Origin of the sequence: Acinetobacter sp. YH12098 (genome assembly GCF_013419235.1) — a bacterium.
Taxonomy (GTDB): domain Bacteria; phylum Pseudomonadota; class Gammaproteobacteria; order Pseudomonadales; family Moraxellaceae; genus Acinetobacter; species Acinetobacter amyesii.
On record NZ_VPAO01000059.1, the window covers coordinates 1 to 16,162 of the forward strand.

General features: G+C 41.6%; 12 protein-coding genes and 4 pseudogenes. 3 read left to right on the top strand and 13 right to left on the bottom strand.

From position 1 onward, the window contains the following. Positions 1–205: 205 nt before the first annotated feature. From FTU38_RS15630 to FTU38_RS15640, 3 genes are all read right to left on the bottom strand, one after another. Entirely contained in the window at positions 206–1,894 is a 1,689-nt protein-coding gene (locus FTU38_RS15630) for a tetratricopeptide repeat protein (protein WP_180003668.1), read from the bottom strand. Positions 1,895–1,933: 39 nt separating this feature from the next. Next, a complete protein-coding gene (locus FTU38_RS15635) occupies positions 1,934–3,181 on the bottom strand; it encodes an NERD domain-containing protein (RefSeq protein ID WP_180111782.1) in 1,248 nt (415 codons plus the stop codon). A 176-nt stretch (positions 3,182–3,357) separates the two neighbouring features. Further along, complete coding sequence (locus FTU38_RS15640; protein ID WP_078190935.1) at positions 3,358–4,251, bottom strand: LysR substrate-binding domain-containing protein; 894 nt, start codon at positions 4,249–4,251, stop codon at positions 3,358–3,360. A 190-nt stretch (positions 4,252–4,441) separates the two neighbouring features. Between FTU38_RS15640 and FTU38_RS15645 the strand changes: the two genes are divergently transcribed. Further along, positions 4,442–5,143, top strand: a complete 702-nt coding sequence (locus FTU38_RS15645; RefSeq protein WP_180003672.1) for an HAD family phosphatase — start codon at positions 4,442–4,444, stop codon at positions 5,141–5,143. Positions 5,144–5,233: 90 nt separating this feature from the next. Here the strand turns inward: FTU38_RS15645 and FTU38_RS16975 are convergent. Beyond that, a pseudogene (locus tag FTU38_RS16975) lies at positions 5,234–5,470 on the bottom strand (hypothetical protein); the annotation flags it as partial. Between the two features lie 65 nt (positions 5,471–5,535). Here FTU38_RS16975 and FTU38_RS15650 point away from each other — a divergent pair. Then, positions 5,536–6,236 (top strand): annotated as a pseudogene (locus FTU38_RS15650) (IS1 family transposase). Here FTU38_RS15650 and FTU38_RS15655 read toward each other — a convergent pair. The 4 genes from FTU38_RS15655 to FTU38_RS15670 all read right to left on the bottom strand — a co-directional run bounded on the left by FTU38_RS15655 (position 6,217) and on the right by FTU38_RS15670 (position 11,251). After that, a complete protein-coding gene (locus tag FTU38_RS15655) occupies positions 6,217–6,405 on the bottom strand; it encodes a hypothetical protein (protein ID WP_180003674.1) in 189 nt (62 codons plus the stop codon). The pseudogene FTU38_RS15650 and the gene FTU38_RS15655 overlap by 20 nt on opposite strands. Positions 6,406–6,568: 163 nt before the next feature. Beyond that, positions 6,569–8,068, bottom strand: a complete 1,500-nt coding sequence (locus FTU38_RS15660) for a succinate CoA transferase (RefSeq protein WP_180003676.1) — start codon at positions 8,066–8,068, stop codon at positions 6,569–6,571. Between the two features lie 133 nt (positions 8,069–8,201). After that, positions 8,202–9,371 carry a thiolase family protein gene (locus FTU38_RS15665; protein WP_078193795.1) on the bottom strand — a complete coding sequence of 390 codons (1,170 nt, stop codon included), beginning with the start codon at positions 9,369–9,371 and terminating at the stop codon, positions 8,202–8,204. A 101-nt stretch (positions 9,372–9,472) separates the two neighbouring features. Beyond that, positions 9,473–11,251, bottom strand: coding sequence for an acyl-CoA dehydrogenase C-terminal domain-containing protein (locus tag FTU38_RS15670; protein ID WP_180003678.1), 1,779 nt, complete (start codon positions 11,249–11,251; stop codon positions 9,473–9,475). Positions 11,252–11,857: 606 nt separating this feature from the next. Between FTU38_RS15670 and FTU38_RS15675 the strand changes: the two genes are divergently transcribed. Next, positions 11,858–12,463: a TetR/AcrR family transcriptional regulator gene (locus FTU38_RS15675; protein WP_078190941.1), complete on the top strand. Its 606-nt coding sequence runs from the start codon at positions 11,858–11,860 to the stop codon at positions 12,461–12,463. Between the two features lie 66 nt (positions 12,464–12,529). On the opposite strand, the gene FTU38_RS15680 is transcribed toward FTU38_RS15675, so the two are convergent. From FTU38_RS15680 to FTU38_RS15695, 5 genes and pseudogenes are all read right to left on the bottom strand, one after another. Next, complete coding sequence (locus FTU38_RS15680; protein WP_180003680.1) at positions 12,530–12,724, bottom strand: heavy-metal-associated domain-containing protein; 195 nt, start codon at positions 12,722–12,724, stop codon at positions 12,530–12,532. Between the two features lie 66 nt (positions 12,725–12,790). Then, positions 12,791–13,210: a Cu(I)-responsive transcriptional regulator gene (gene cueR, locus FTU38_RS15685; RefSeq protein WP_180003682.1), complete on the bottom strand. Its 420-nt coding sequence runs from the start codon at positions 13,208–13,210 to the stop codon at positions 12,791–12,793. A 1-nt stretch (position 13,211) separates the two neighbouring features. Continuing rightward, entirely contained in the window at positions 13,212–15,650 is a 2,439-nt protein-coding gene (locus FTU38_RS15690) for a copper-translocating P-type ATPase (RefSeq protein WP_373684013.1), read from the bottom strand. Positions 15,651–15,674: 24 nt separating this feature from the next. Continuing rightward, positions 15,675–15,884 (bottom strand): annotated as a pseudogene (locus tag FTU38_RS17070) (heavy metal-associated domain-containing protein); the annotation flags it as partial. A gap of 190 nt (positions 15,885–16,074) precedes the next feature. Beyond that, positions 16,075–16,162 (bottom strand): annotated as a pseudogene (locus FTU38_RS15695) (IS5/IS1182 family transposase); the annotation flags it as partial.

Genomic DNA, 16,162 nt, shown 5'->3' on the forward strand with positions numbered 1-16,162 from the left:
TTAAAATGCTGTGCTGCTTTTCGCACAGACATTTCATCTCGAATCATAATTTCTATGACTTTGTCTTTAAAATCTTTTGAATATCCCATATCTCTATTGTTCTATAGTTTTTAGGATTTGGCTATAGCATCTGAGCGCTTATATATGGTAAGGAAACCGCTTATTCAGCTTGATCTTTCGGTGAGGAAGTCTTCAGTAATCCGCGTTATTTACGGTCTGCATCTTTGAACCGGTTGATCCATCTTACTGCAGGGGGAAATCCGCTTGCTGCGGCTTGACGGTAATAGCTTGCAGCCAGCGCCGGATTTTTTTCGACCCCCATGCCCTCATAATAGGTCATCGCTAATTCATGCTGCGCTTCTGGAACACGTTGAGCGGCTGCCGCTTCAAAATAAGCCAGCGCTAATTTATGACTAGCAAACAGACTGCTGTCAGATGCGTCCTTCGCAGCCGGTACATATTCACGTGAATAGAGCCAGCCTAACTTATAAATGGCATGGGCATTTCCTTGCGCAGCTGCTGCTTTAAATAGCTTTTCCGCTTCTGCATAATCTTGCTGCAAATATTTAAAACCTTCGGATCTAAATATCGCCAGCTTATACTGCGCCGATGCGCTTCCGCGCTGCGCTTGCTCGGTCAGCTTTTGTATGCCTGCTTCTGTATAATCTTCCTCAGTCAATTGATCCCTCGGCTGTGTCTTTACCCAGCGCTGAAAGGCTTCAGGCCCTATATTTTCTTCTGGATTGAACCAGCCGGGTATATCAATCGTGTGTCCAGAGAGCAGCGCGGCATAATTCATGGCGCGGCTGTCCCCTTTGCGCGCTGCGCTCTCAAACAGCGGAAGCGCTTTTGCTCTGCTGACCGCGTCATTTTGATCGAGATACAATCGGGCTAAACCAAACTCAGCCAAAGTAAAGCCTTGAGCGATAGAAGCCTGATACAGCTGCACTGCCTGCTGCAGGTCTGTTTTTACACCCAGCCCGGTTTCATATTTTTTAGCCATATTGAATTGGGCAGCCGGATGCTTTAATTTCAAAGCCAAAGCAAAATAATGATTAGCCAAATCACGATTTAAAGCTACCCGCGTAGCGGTATTTTCCAAGCGCTTTGAATCGGTTAAAGAGGATCTGTAATGCTTAATCGCCTTGTAATAACCCGGATCAAAATTTTTAGCTATGAACTCGCCGGAACCGTCATACAGCACAGCTAAATTATTCATCGCTTCAGGCAGCTGCTGTTTTGCAGCTTGCTCAAACCAATAGAGCGCCTGCTGTGAATTTTTTTCAGTTCCAAATCCGATCGCATACATATAGCCCAAATCATTTTGCGCTATGGCGCGGCCTTGCTTGGCGCGTTCCAAATTCCGCTGCAGCATTTGCGGCGCCTCTGTTTTAACTGCAGTCAGGTAATAGCCGAATGCAGAAGGCAAGTACATTTCAACGCCAATGCCTTGCTCAGACATTACCCCCAAGTTGTAGTGCGCATCTGAAAGGCCTGTTTGGGCAGCTTTGCCGAATAATTCATAGGCTTTTAAAGTATCCTTTTTTACCCCCATGCCGCGAAGATACATCTTGCCTAAATTATTTTGCGCTTTTGGATTGTTTTTTGCTGCGGCTGCATTGGTCCATTCATAGGCCTGACGCAGATCTTTTTGAACAAAATCTCCTTGCAGATACATTTGCCCCAGATTGACCTGTGATGGTGTATGGCCTTCTTTTGCCCATTGTGTCAGCTGGTTGATATAAGGCTTCTGTTTGCCGGATGGCGCATTTTTCAGCTCATCCATCGTCTGATCAAACTGCCCCTGTGAAGGCAAAGCATAGACCGCTGCCGGCGCGGCTAAAACCAGCATACTGATCGCAAGCGGAATGATTTTCTTTGAAAATATGTGCATTTTTAGTGATACATCCTGTAATTCAAATTTATGCAGGCTTTAGTAGCTCGAATCTCTTAAGCGTGAATCAAGGTCATCAGCCTGTATTTTTTCTTCCGCTGCGGCGGATGGCGTTCTCGCTTCTTCTGCGCGGGGCGCCGGATTTGCGCGTGTTTCAGCAATAACCGGCGGCGGATTCTGCTCTCCGCGCTTCGGCTGCAGTATTTGTTCTGCTGCCGGCTGCTGCTTCGGTTTTTGCACCGCAGGTTCGATCAATTGGACCGCTGGCGCGGGCCGTTCTGCTTCCGGCCGCTCAAGGCTTCTCGGGCGGTTTTCCCAAAAATCATCCTGCTGCTGTGTCCGCTTCGCCGGCTTTTCATCCGACCATTTCAGTTCTGCCTGAGGCTGGTCTGAGGATGCGTCCGTTTCTGCACGGCCCCGAGTGTCCGCGGTGCTTTGATGCAAAGTTTCACTGACAGCGCTTTCGGTTTTTTTGCTCATCATTTGGATGAAAATATTCCCGATTTTTTGCCATGCGGCTGGAATAAGCAGCAGTGATGCAAGAAACACTATCGGCCAAAATTTACTCAGCGCCGGCTGCCGGCTGCTGCGCGGGGGCTTTATTTGCGCCGGCCGCTTTTTCACCTGCAGCGGCGCTGCTGTATCCGGCACAGCTTTAGGCGTTAAATATGCATGCGCAACAGCATCAACCGGCGGTTTTGGCTGCCATTCATAGGGCATTAAGTTCATTTTGCCCATCAGTTCGGACACCCACTGCTGCTCTAAGCGGATACCAGCGCTTTTTTTAGCCGCAAAATATGCGCTGCAATGCGCGATATCCGTAATGCCCATCCACTTCCGGGTTTTTTCACTCAGCTGATCTTCGACATCTGTTAATGCCGTAAACACCGTGACGGCGCCGATATGCCCCAGTTCACAGCGGCTGAAAGCCGGTTCATTGCTTAAAAAATTCAGCAGGGAAAATTTATTATTGCGCAGCTGGCGGTAAGGGTTGAACTGATTGCCGCCTTTGACTTCAATCAATTCGTTATTATGATTCAGCAGCTTCCAAAGGCCGTTCTCACCGGCTGTCAGTGCGCCGGTATAGCTTTTAAAGTCGCCCACTATAATTGAAAAAGGGCTAAAACAGACAAAATCTACATCCTGCCCATTCCACATGGCGTTATAAACGATATAAATCCATTTTTCTGGACCATCCCAGTCCAGCTGCAGCTGTGATAAAAAATTCTGAAGCATGCGCTCTTCATGGGCATGATCGGCTTGATTCCCATAAAAGCAGTAAATCATAAACAGTGAACCCCTAAACCCCAAAAAGTAATAAATAATTGTAAAATGCAAAGCTAAAACAGCATCTTATTATGCATATTTCTTATAAATAAGAAAAGTTTAAATCAATACAGTAAATAAGCTTGCCTGCCTGCAGCCGGAGCGGAGTAGGCAGCAAACAGAATTCGCCGGCGCAGCTATTTCACTAAGATTTCATGGAACATATGACGCAGCCATTGATGGCTGGTTTTATGATGGCAGGACATATGCCAATATTGCTTCACGCCATAGGTTGGAAATGCAATCGGTGCGTCAAATATTTTTAAGTTGCCGCGCGAAAGCAATACTTCACTCAAGTAGTACGGCACAGTAGCAATCGCATCAGTGTCTTGCACAACCAAGCCCACACCTAAATAACTAGGTAATCGCATCAAAATATCACGTTTTAAATCAAGGTTAAGCAACTCATTTTCAATATGGTAGTGCCCCATCCCAGCATCAATATCAATATGCGACTCTGATAAATATTGCTCAGTTGTAATGGTGTCACCCGTTAATCGTGGATGATCCTTAGCTGCAATCACCACATAATATTGCTCAAACAGTTTTTGTTGATAAAAACCGCTTTCCAAATGTGGTAAAAACCCCAATGCTAAATCAATTTCGCCATTCGCCATTTGATAACTGGTTTCAGTGGTAATCGGTCGTACATTTAGACGTATTTGTGGCGCGTGTTTTTTTAGATATTGGCTGATTTTAGGCAATAAAACCAAATGAGAAACATCGGTCATGGCTAGAGTAAATTGTTGATCTGAAATGGCTTGATCAAAATTAATCGTAAAATTATTAATGGCTTCGACTTTACTCAAGGCTTCGCTGACTAAAGGAAATAATTGACGCGATAACTCCGTAGGCACCATTTCATTGCCGATACGTAAAAATAAGGGGTCGTTATAATGCTGTCGTATTTTATTTAAAATATTACTGACTGTAGGCTGACTCATCTGCAAGTGTTCAGCAGCTTGTGACACATTTTTGTACTTATAAACATGAAAAAAAATGCTAAGAAGTTTACAGTCCAATTCAAACACGAAAGATTTAATCCCTAATTAAATATTGCAAGTTATGCTGTGCATCATCTGCTGAATTATACAAAAAGCCAATAACGAAATATTACTTTTATTGCAGATGAAACGCCAGTTTAGCCTGCTCAGTTGCAATCAGCTTTTCAACACTCCAATCCGTCCGCATAATAGACACAGCACGAATTTGGATATCAACATGCTTCAAGGAAAAAAACTGGTTTGTTTTGATTTAGATGGCACACTTATCGACTCTGTTGGCGTGTGGAATCAGGTCGATGCAGATTTGATTCAACAGTTAACTGGACAAACCATCCAACTGGGTTTAATTCAACGTGAACGTGACATTCAGCTGCAATTATTTAAAAACACACCAGACCCTTACTTAATGTACTGTAACTATCTAAAAGATACTTATAGAATTGAACAACACACGGCTGATCAAATCAAACAGCAACGATATGCCATTTCACAGCATTTTTTAGAACATATCATCTTGCTTAAACCACATGCAGCGTTATTTGTTCAACAGCTCATTCAGCAAGGCATTCAGGTGGCAATTACCACCACGACCAGCCTGCAAAATATTTATCGATATCAAAAAAATATTAACATTTATCCAAAGCTGCATTTTGAAAATAGTTTTGATCTGATCCTGACCCGTGAAAATGTCAAAAATATTAAGCCGCATCCTGAAGTCTATTTACAGGCGATTGAACATTTTGCAGTAAGACCTGAAGAATGTTTAATTTTTGAAGATTCACTCATTGGTGTAGAAGCCGCAAATGCTGCGGGTATTGAAGTCGTTGCCGTGTATGATGCATATTCAGAACACGAAATTGAGCAAATCAAAAATAAAGCGGATTATTTTATCCATGATTTCTCTTCGGTTTTGAACTGAGTTAAAGCAAATAAACATTCGCTTTAAAGTTAAAAAAGCAGCCCAATTTAGAGGCTGCTTTTGATATTTTTGCATCAATAGATAATTGATCTATTTTACTTTTTTATAAATTGATCCAGACCCGACTAAATTTCCAGTTTTTTCGTCAATCGCAAATTCAACAGCACCTGTACCAGAGTTTACAGCCAGTAAACCAGATTCAGCGACAGATGCAGGTACAGGATTTTTCTTTTCAGATTTACCACTTTGTTTATCTTTTAAAGTATTGGTAATGAAATAGTTTTCACCATTTTTACTAATAATCAGCGCATTTTCAAGTTGCGGATCTACTGCGGGTGGTGTTTCAAAAAGTATGCTGAAAAAAACAATATGGCTTTTGATAAAATAGAGGTATGAAAATAACGCTACAAATCAAATGTCCTACCTGTCTAAGTAACAATATAAAGAGAAATGGCATCAAAGTAGATGGGAAACAAAACCATCAGTGCAAAGATTGCAAACGTCAGTTTATTGGTGATCATGCATTAAGCTATCAAGGGTGTAACTCAGGTATTACCGGCAAGATATTACATTTAATGGTCAGAGGAAGCGGTGTAAGAGATATTGCTGAAGTCGAGCGTATCAGCATTGGCAAGGTATTACGAACCTTAAGTGAATCGATCTATCAGATTCAGCCTAAACAAAGCCACTACGAATGTCTTGAAGTCGATGAACTTTGGACTTTTTAGGGAATAAACAAAATAAACAATGGCTTATTTATGCCTACCATCGAAAATCTGGAGAAATTGTTGCTTATGTTTGGGGTAAGCGGGATTTAGCAACGGTTCAACGTCTTAAAGCTAGACTTAAAAAGCTTGGGGTTCAATATGCTCGAATTGCGAGTGATCACTGGGATAGTTTTATCACAGCATTTCAATGTTGCAAGCAAGTGATCGGTAAGTTTTTTACCGTCGGTATTGAAGGTAACAATTGTAGAATTCGTCATCGAATCAGGCGTGGATTTAGGAGAAGTTGCAACTTTTCTAAAAAGCTCGAAAATCATTTTAAAGCCTTTGATTTGACTTTCTTTTACCTTAATAACGGATTTGTTTAACGCCAGCATACTTTTTGAAACACCACCCTACTGCGGTATTTTGCCATGTTCCAGCATAATCAGGCGCTGGACTTTGTTTACATGCAGTGAGGAGAACTGCGAACAACATCGCAGAAAATAATTGAATCTTTTTCAAAATACTGACCTTCTTTGTCAATGAGTTTTGCATTATAGAAAGCCTTGAAGAGAACTTAAGACCGTTCATGTTGTGTAAAAGTTGCAAACCAAGTCCTGCTGTTTTTCTTTTGTCATGTTTTGAAACATTTGTAGTCTTTCATAATAAATAAGCCCACTTGATCGTGGGCTTATTTAAATATTTTCAATCTTTAGATTTATACGATTTGACGCATTGAACCGGTTTCTTCAAAAGTGGCATGCCAAGACAAAGCCTCTTTTAAAATATGCGGCGTTTGACCACCACGCTCACATGCGCGTTCAAAGTAGCTCAACAATGCTGCGCGATAATCTGGATGCGCACAGATTTCAATGACTTTACGTGCACGCTCACGTGGTGAAAGACCACGTAAATCTGCCAAGCCCTGCTCTGTAACCACGATATCAACGTCATGGTCAGTATGGTCGGTATGACTCACCATTGGGACTACAGATGAAATCGCACCGCCTTTTGCAATCGACTTGGTTACGAAAATGGCAATGTGCGCATGACGAGTAAAGTCTCCAGAACCACCAATACCATTCATCATTTTGGTACCCGTCACATGGGTCGAATTTACGTTTCCGTAAATATCAAACTCAAGCGCCGTATTAATCGCGATAATGCCTAAACGTCGAATGATTTCAGGGTTATTGGATAGCTCTTGTGGACGTAACACAATTTTGTCTTTGTACTGATCAAAATTGTTCATCACGCGCTGTGCGCAAGGCTCAGACAACGTCATTGAACAGCCTGAGGCAAATTTCATTTTTCCAGAATCAATTAGCTGGAAAGTACAGTCTTGTAGTACTTCTGAATACATTTCCAAATCATGGAAATTAGAATGCTCAAAACCTGCGAATACAGCATTGGCAATCGAACCCACACCTGACTGTAGCGGGCCCAAATTTTCAGGCAAACGCCCTGCTGCGACTTCACCTTCAAAGAAATCAATCAGGTGCTGAGCAATCGCTAGGGTTTCAGCATCAGGTTCATCCATTTTAAACTGGGTATCTGGCAGATCATTCAACACAATAGCTGAAATCTTATCGGGGCTGACATTGATCCCAATCGTACCAATACGTTCACCGACCTGAGTCAGTGGAATTGGCCCACGGTTTGGTCGCGCTTTCGGCACATAAATATCATGTACACCTTCGAGCACTGGGTTAATCGTATTATCAATTTCAATAATCACATGATCTGCCATTTCAATGAAATTGGCTGAGTTACCACATGAACCTGTCGGAATAACTTGACCATCTTCGGTAATTGCAGTCGCTGCAATAACGGCCACATTAATGCGCGGTAAATTATGATGACGAATATTATCGGCCATTTCAGACAAGTGTTGGTCAATATACATGACCTCGCCAGCGTTAATGGCTTTACGTAAACCAGGATCTGCCTGATACGGATAACGACGTTCTATCGCATGTGCCGCATTGAGGCGACCATCGATACTATTTCCTAAACTAGCACCCGTTGCCAACGTGATACGAAGAGGATGTGAAACTGCATGATCTGCAAGTGCCAATGGAACCGTCTTTGCCTCACCTGCACCACCAAAACCACTTAAACCAACCACTGAACCATCTTGAATTAACTCAATCGCTTTTTCAGCAGACATTACTTTGTCGCGAAGGGAGAGTAAGCGAATGCGATCTAAACCATTCATAATTAAATCTCAAAAAACAAATATCTCAAAATAAACATCTTTTTTCGCCATCCCAGCGAACTGAGATAGCGTTTGTTATTGCTTATCTAAAAACGTACTTATCTAAAAGCTTACTTATATAAATTGAGGCAAATTAAATCAGTTCAACCGCAATTGCAGTTGCTTCACCGCCACCAATACACAGTGCTGCGACACCTTTTTTACCGCCAGTGCGTTTTAAGGCATGAATCAGCGTCACAATAATACGTGAACCAGATGAACCTAGTGGGTGACCAAGTGAGCAAGCACCACCATGAATGTTCACTTTTGCTTCATCTAAGTTAAATCCATCAATCGCCAGCATTGTAACCATGGCAAATGCTTCATTGACTTCCCACAGGTCAACTTCTTGTGCATCCCAACCGGCTTGTGCAAGTACTTTCTCAATAGCACCGACTGGAGCAATCGTGAACTCTGACGGATGCTGTGAATTTGTAGCATAAGCAACGACTTTTGCCAGTGGTGTTAAACCACGTGCTTGGGCCGTTTCTTCTGATGTAACTACCAAAGCAGATGCACCGTCAGAAATTGAGCTGGCATTGGCAGCTGTGATCGTGCCGTCTTTTTTGAATGCAGGACGCAGTGTAGGGATTTTTTCAGGCTTAGCACTTAAAGGCTGTTCATCTGTGTCAACAACGACGTCACCTTTACGGCTTTTAACGGTAACCGGCACGATTTCATTTTTGAAGAAACCACCTTGAATCGCTGCGACGGCTTTATTGAGTGAGTTGATGGCAAAAGCATCTTGCTGTTCACGGGTATAGCCTTTTTTATCTGCCATATCTTGTGCAAGGATGCCCATCGACAAACCTGTCTCAGCATCTTCTAAGCCTTCTTGAAACATGTGGTCTGTGGTTTTACCATGACCCATACGATAGCCTGAACGCGCTTTTTCAAGTAAATATGGCGCATTTGACATCGACTCCATACCACCTGCAACCACAATATTGGCCGAACCGGCTTTAATCGCATCAGCTGCTTGCATCACCGCCTTCATGCCTGAACCACAGATTTTATTAATCGTGGTGGCACCCGTTGTATCTGGTAAACCTGCTTGACGCATCGCTTGGCGTGCAGGACCTTGTTTAAGACCAGCCGGTAATACACAGCCAAAAATAACTTCGTCAATATCTGTAGGTTCTAAACCTGCACGTGCAACAACAGCCTGAATCGCTGCAGCACCTAAGTCTGGGGCTGTACAAGATGAAAGTGAACCCTGAAAACCACCCATCGCTGTACGTACGCCATCTACAATTACAATCATTTCTTATTTCATCCTGTTTTAAATCTTTTAACCCCAAGGAACCATGACTGGTTCCTCAGATTTTCCATCTTAATGTTTTTCACAGTGGTTTCGATGAAACCTTAAGATTGAGCGGTGAAGTATTCTTCAGATAGCTGCATGATAAGTTCAGAACCTGCTTTAATGCGTTGAGCACGGGCAGCAAGGTCAGGTAGAACTTTCTCAACATAGAAATCTGCGAGTACCAGTTTGTTTTGGAAGAAGCTCTCTGGTTTTGCAGCCGCAGCTTTGCTAATACGCGCAAACATATAAACGAAGCTGAGTAAACCAACAGCGTGCAGGTAATCGACTGCCACCGAACTGCTAAAGTCTGGGGTGGTCTTAGATTGTTCTACAATGAATTGCGTTAATGCTTCAACTTCGTCAGAAACTTGCAATGCTGCAGATTTAACTTTTGAATCAGCCATGGTTACAGCAAAGTCACGAATTTCAGCAATGTATTCGGCAATAAATGCACCATTACATTTCGTGGTTTTGCGTCCAATTAAATCAATCGCTTGTACGCCATTTGTGCCTTCGTAAATCTGTGAAATACGTAAGTCACGAATGCATTGCTCCATACCCCATTCACGGATATAGCCATGACCACCAAAGCACATTTGCGCTTCTAAAGTAGCTTGTAGGGCTGTATCTGTTAGGTAGGCTTTTGCAATAGGTGTCAATAAAGCCACGCGGTCATTGGCTTTTTTCACAGCAGCTTCGTCAGTTGAATATTTTGTAATATCCAGTTGCTGGCCAACATACACAGCAAATGCACGAGATGCTTCGTTGTTGGCGCGTACATTCAACAACATACGACGTACATCACCATGTACTAAAATAGAGTCTGCTGGTTTTTCAGGAGATTTCACACCTGTCGCAGAACGACCTTGTAGACGATCAGTCGCATACTGTGCAGCATTTTGGTAAGCAAATTCTGCAGCGCCAATCCCTTGGATACCCATCGATAAACGTTCATAGTTCATCATGACAAACATCGCCGCAAGACCTTCGTTTTCTTTACCAACGATATAACCTTTGGCACCATCAAAGTTCATAACACACGTTGCAGAACCTTTAATACCCATCTTGTGTTCAATTGAACCCGCTGAAACAGCATTACGTTCACCGACTGAGCCATCGGCATTGACATGGAATTTTGGAACGATAAACAATGAAATACCACGTGAACCCGCAGGTGCATTTGGCGTTTTTGCTAACACAAGATGGATGATGTTTTCACACAAATCATGTTCACCACTGGTGATGAAAATTTTCGTGCCTGTAATATTAAATGAACCATCTTCATTCGGCTCTGCTTTGGTTTTAATGATCCCCAAATCAGTCCCTGAATGTGGTTCAGTTAAACACATAGTGCCTGACCATTCACCCGTATAAAATTTTGGAAGATAGGTTTCTTTTTGCTCTTGCGAAGCACGGTCATTAATCGCCATACCTGCACCCACAGTCAGTAGTGGATACAACATAAATGATGGATTGGTACTCCAAATCATTTCGTCAGCAAGTACCGTCAACATTTTCGGCATGTTTTGGCCGCCCCATTCTTCAGAAGCGCCTAAACCAACCCAACCACCTTCGGCGAATTGTTTAAAAGCGTCTTTAAACCCTGTAGGCGTAGTAACAACACCATTACTAAACTGCGCACCACCTTCTTCATCGGCTGTACGGTTCAAGTCTAGAATAACGTTTTTAGAAAACTTAGCCATTTCTTCTAAAATAGCATTTGCAGTCGCCATATCAATATGAGCTAAGTTTTCATTTGACTGCCAGAACTCATCTGCATTGAATACATCATTTAAGATGAAGTCCATGTCCTTTAACGGCGCATTGTATATTGGCATTGTACTTTCCTTTTCTACAGGCTTTGTCAGCGTCTTTGACAAAGTACTTTTTTAAAGTTGCACGCTCCCGCACAAAATCATCAAATCAATTTTGTGTGGATTTTTTTAAAGATCTGTTTTTTCAGATAGATATCTAAAAAGAATATAGATAATGTGTTTTTACCGACAAGTGAAAAATAACCACCTGATATTTTGAGCAGCATTATTTTATTACACTTAAATAAATTTATTGAGTTGACTAAATTTATAATTGGTAATTGATTAAAACCAAACATAATAGTACCCATAATCATGTTTAATTTAGGTTGTATTAATAACATAACAACCAAGACCGTTTTGTTAAATGCTGCTTTTGTTGTAAAAGCGAAAAGACAATAAATTAAAAAAAATAAAAATGGAATTTTATTTCAAAAAAATGACCTCAAGGGTTCAGTTTTATTGACATTAATTTTATGCTATGAATTCTATATGCTTTACGCACTCTACTAATGTGTTTATTTTTAAACCAATTTATGTAATATTTGAGACCATAGTGGAATGTAAGATTCACAAGATTTAGCTTAAGCTAGGCTTGTTCACCCTCAAGCTGTTTATGGAACAGGTATCATGAGTTCAGTACGCCAACAAAATTTTATCCTTCGCAAGGAAAAAATTTTAGCCATGGCAGAAACCCTGCTATTAGATAATAATCAAGACATCACCTTAAGTGAGTTAGCTTGTGAACTAGATATTGCCAAAGGCACGATTTATAAACATTTTAAAAGTAAAAACCAATTATATTTAGAACTGATTATCTTAAATGAAAAACGATTATTAGAAATTTCAAAAAAATATAATCATGATATTAAAACTTATGTTTCACAATATATGCTTTATAATATGTTGAATTCTAATCGAACTATATTATTACATGTCATTGAAGAACGTCTAACCAATAATGAACGTAAATTAAAAGAGTTATTTGAAGAGCTCTATCGTGTCCGTGAAGAACGTATTATTGAAATTAAGGACATGACCAGTGATTATTTAAAATCACTTGAAAGCGCAATGTCGATACGTGATTATTTATCCTATATTTGGACGGTCACTTATGGTGCATCCCTACTCCTTAATTCGACGCATTATCAAAAATCAATCGGTTCACGTGAACGTTTAATCAAGCTATATATTAATCAGGCGCTGATGACGCCAGATAAAATTTCAGCCGTATAAAATTGATTGAGAAATAAAAAAGCCGAACAACTTTTCGGCTTTTTTATATATTGCACAATATCTAAGTTATGCAATCACAGGTGGGAAACCATCTTCGGTTAAAGCGCTAATCAATTGCTCTGCACTAGCACTGGATTCAACCTCAACTAATTTAGTGGCTACATCAATAGTGACCGTTGCATTTTCATCTAAGTCTTTAATCGTTGCTGTCACGCTACGTGCGCAACCACCACATGTCATATTATCAATACGAAATTTCATGCTGTTCATCCTTCTTTTCTAATAACAACACTATAAACCTTGCCACGATTGTAAAGTCAAGCGGGTTTAAATCTTTGCTGTATGGCAGCACTCAGCCATGCCCGTTTCGATTTGATTTAAAATCGTACAATCGGCTTGATCATTACCGGCACAGCCATCGACGGACTGTTGCAAGATCTCAACCATGGCCTGTAAGTCTGCGATTTTTTGATTTAAGGTCTGGATGTGTTTTAACGCCAATGCTTTAACTTCTACACTTTGCCGACTTTGATTTTTCCAAAGCCCAAGTAAATCTTTCATTTGTTCAGAAGAAAAACCTAAATCACGCGCATGTCTTAAGAAACTCAAGGTTTTAATATCGGCTTCCGAGTAAATTCGATAGCCTGCATCAGTGCGCTGCGCATTATTTAACAGCCCAATCGATTCATAATAGCGGATCATTTTTGCAGAAATGCCCGATGCTTTCGCTGCTTGTCCAATATTCATCTCAAGACTCCTGAAAAACTGGCCCTTTAAATGCTTTTAAACGCAAGGCATTCGACACAACAAACACCGATGAAAGTGCCATTGCACCTGCTGCGAACATAGGTGAAAGCAGTATGCCAAAGAATGGATATAACACACCTGCAGCGACAGGAATCAATGCTGCATTGTAAATAAATGCCCAAAATAGGTTTTGGCGAATATTATTCATCGTCGCTGTGCTCAGTGCGATTGCTGTCGGTACCATTTGTAAATTACCCGACATGAGCACCACGTCCGCAGCCTCTATCGCCACATCTGTCCCTGTACCAATCGCCATGCCCACATCTGCTTGCGCAAGTGCAGGCGCATCATTAATACCATCGCCCACAAAACAAACAACACCATGTTCTTTTTGCAATTGTTGTACAGATTGCACTTTTTGGTCTGGCATTACTTCAGCGATCACATGATCAATCTTCAACTGTCGTGCTATGGCAGAAGCAGTATGTCGGTTATCGCCTGTAATCATGGCCACTTTCAGCCCTAAATCATGCAAAGCTTGAATGGCTGTAAAGGTTGTAGCTTTGATCGGGTCGGCAACAGCAACAATGGCAGCAAGCTGTTGATCGATCGATACATAGAGCGGGGTTTTCCCTTCATTGCCCATGCGTTCCGCCAGTGATGAAAAGATTTGTGTATCTAAACCAAGTTTATGCATCAAATGATCTGCACCGATATAAATGCTTTGTCCTTCAACAACGGCCTGAATCCCAGCACCAGTCACGGAATCAAACTGTTCAACCTCTAAAAGTTGCACTTGCATCTCTTTCGCAGCTTGTACGATGGCATAGGCAATTGGATGTTCAGATTTCTGCTCTACGGAGGCCAATAACTGAAATACACGATCTTTATCAAATGCTTCAGTGACTTCAAAATCTGTCAGTTTCGGTTTACCTTCCGTCAATGTCCCAGTTTTATCGACCGCAACCACTTGCGTATTTTTGAGTTGTTGTAAGGCTTCACCTTTACGGAACAATACTCCAAGCTCTGCACCTCGCCCTGTACCGACCATAATAGACGTTGGCGTTGCCAAACCCATTGCACATGGACATGCGATGATCAGAACTGCTACAGCATTGACTAATGCATAGGTTAAACTCGGTTCAGGTCCTACAACATACCAAACTAAAAAGGTGATCAACGCCAACGCCATCACCACCGGTACAAACCATAACGTGACTTTATCCACCAAAGCTTGAATCGGTAATTTTGAACCCTGAGCTTGTTCGACCATATGGATAATTTGTGCCAAAACAGAATCTTGACCTACCGCAGTGGCTTGTATTTTCAATGCCCCATTTTGGTTAATCGTACCACCGACAACTTCATCACCGGCTTTTTTCTCGACCGGAATCGGCTCTCCACTGATCATCGATTCATCAATATAACTGTTCCCAGACACTACAGCACCATCAACTGGGCAACGTTCACCAGGCCGTATTTCAATCAACATACCTGTTTCAACATCACTAATCGGCAAATCTATATAGCTTCCAGATTGCTCTACACGTGCTGTTTTGGGTTGCATGCCGACTAAGTATTGAATGGCTTGCGATGTTTTACCTTTGGCTTTCGCCTCCATAAAACGACCCAAAAGAATCAACGCCACAATTACTGCGGCTGCTTCAAAGTACACATGAACCGTACCTTGCGGTAATAATTGCGGAGCAAATGTTGCAACACAAGAAAAACTATAAGCAGATAAAGTCCCGACTGCGACCAAAGAATTCATATCCGGGGCAAGTCGCGCAAGTGCTGGTATGCCGTGCTGATAAAAGCGTCTTCCGGGTAGGATTAACACCAAAGTGGTTAATATAAACTGAATATACCAACTATTTTGTGTCCCTAAATTATGCGCAATAAAATGATGAAAAGCTGGAATCATGTGTGATCCCATCTCCAAGATAAAAACAGGAACAGCGAGTACCAATGCGATGATTAAATCACGTTTGAGTAACCGAGCTTCGTCGGCTTTTTTTTCTGCCATTGTCGGTTGTTGCTGCGTAGCAACGGTCGCATTGTATCCCGCTTTTTTTACTGCCGCGATCAATTCTTGTGTTTTTGAAACTGGCGCCTGAACAAAGGCTTTTTCACTGGCTAAATTTACCGTTGCTTTACTGACACCGTCTACAGCGTTTAAGGCTTTTTCAACCCGTGCTACACATGAAGCACAGGTCATACCGTCAATATTTAATTCAATATTGGGCTGTGCAATATGAAAACCTGCTTTTTCTACGGACTTCGCCAATGCAGAATTTTCAACAGATGCCAATGCCGTAATCGTGGCTTTTTCAGTTGCCAAATTCACTTTTGCATCGATGACTTCTGGAACTACCTTTAAGGCTTTTTCAACACGTGCAACACACGATGCGCAAGTCATTCCTTCAATTTCAAGTTCAATCTGCTTTTGTGCAACGCCAAAACCTGCCTTTTCAACGGCCTGAATTACAGCAGAATAATCCACATTTTTATCACTCTGAACATGTGCTGTTTCAGTGGCTAAATTCACTTGAGCATCAGTGATGCCATCGACTTTTTTTAAGGCTTTTTCGACCCGTGCCACACAAGAAGCACAGGTCATCCCTTCAATAGCAAGTGTGCCGTCTAAAAGTTTGCGTTCTGTCGAATCTGTCATGGCAACATCCCAATTATATATGCTTGTTTTAGCTTATAGCTTAAACTTTACCATAATGGGAAGGTCAAGTTTTTCTGGCTCACAGCAAGGCTTTTCTTTACGATATAAAAAATTGCGAATATTCAAAAATATAATCAATAATATTGAATAATGATTAGGGTGTGTTGACATTTACAGCCGATAAATTGAGCTAAAGAGGCAACCATATAAATATACAAGCTAAAGCAACAGCGCTTTGATAGTTACGTTTTAGCTTATCGTATCTTGTGGCAATTCCT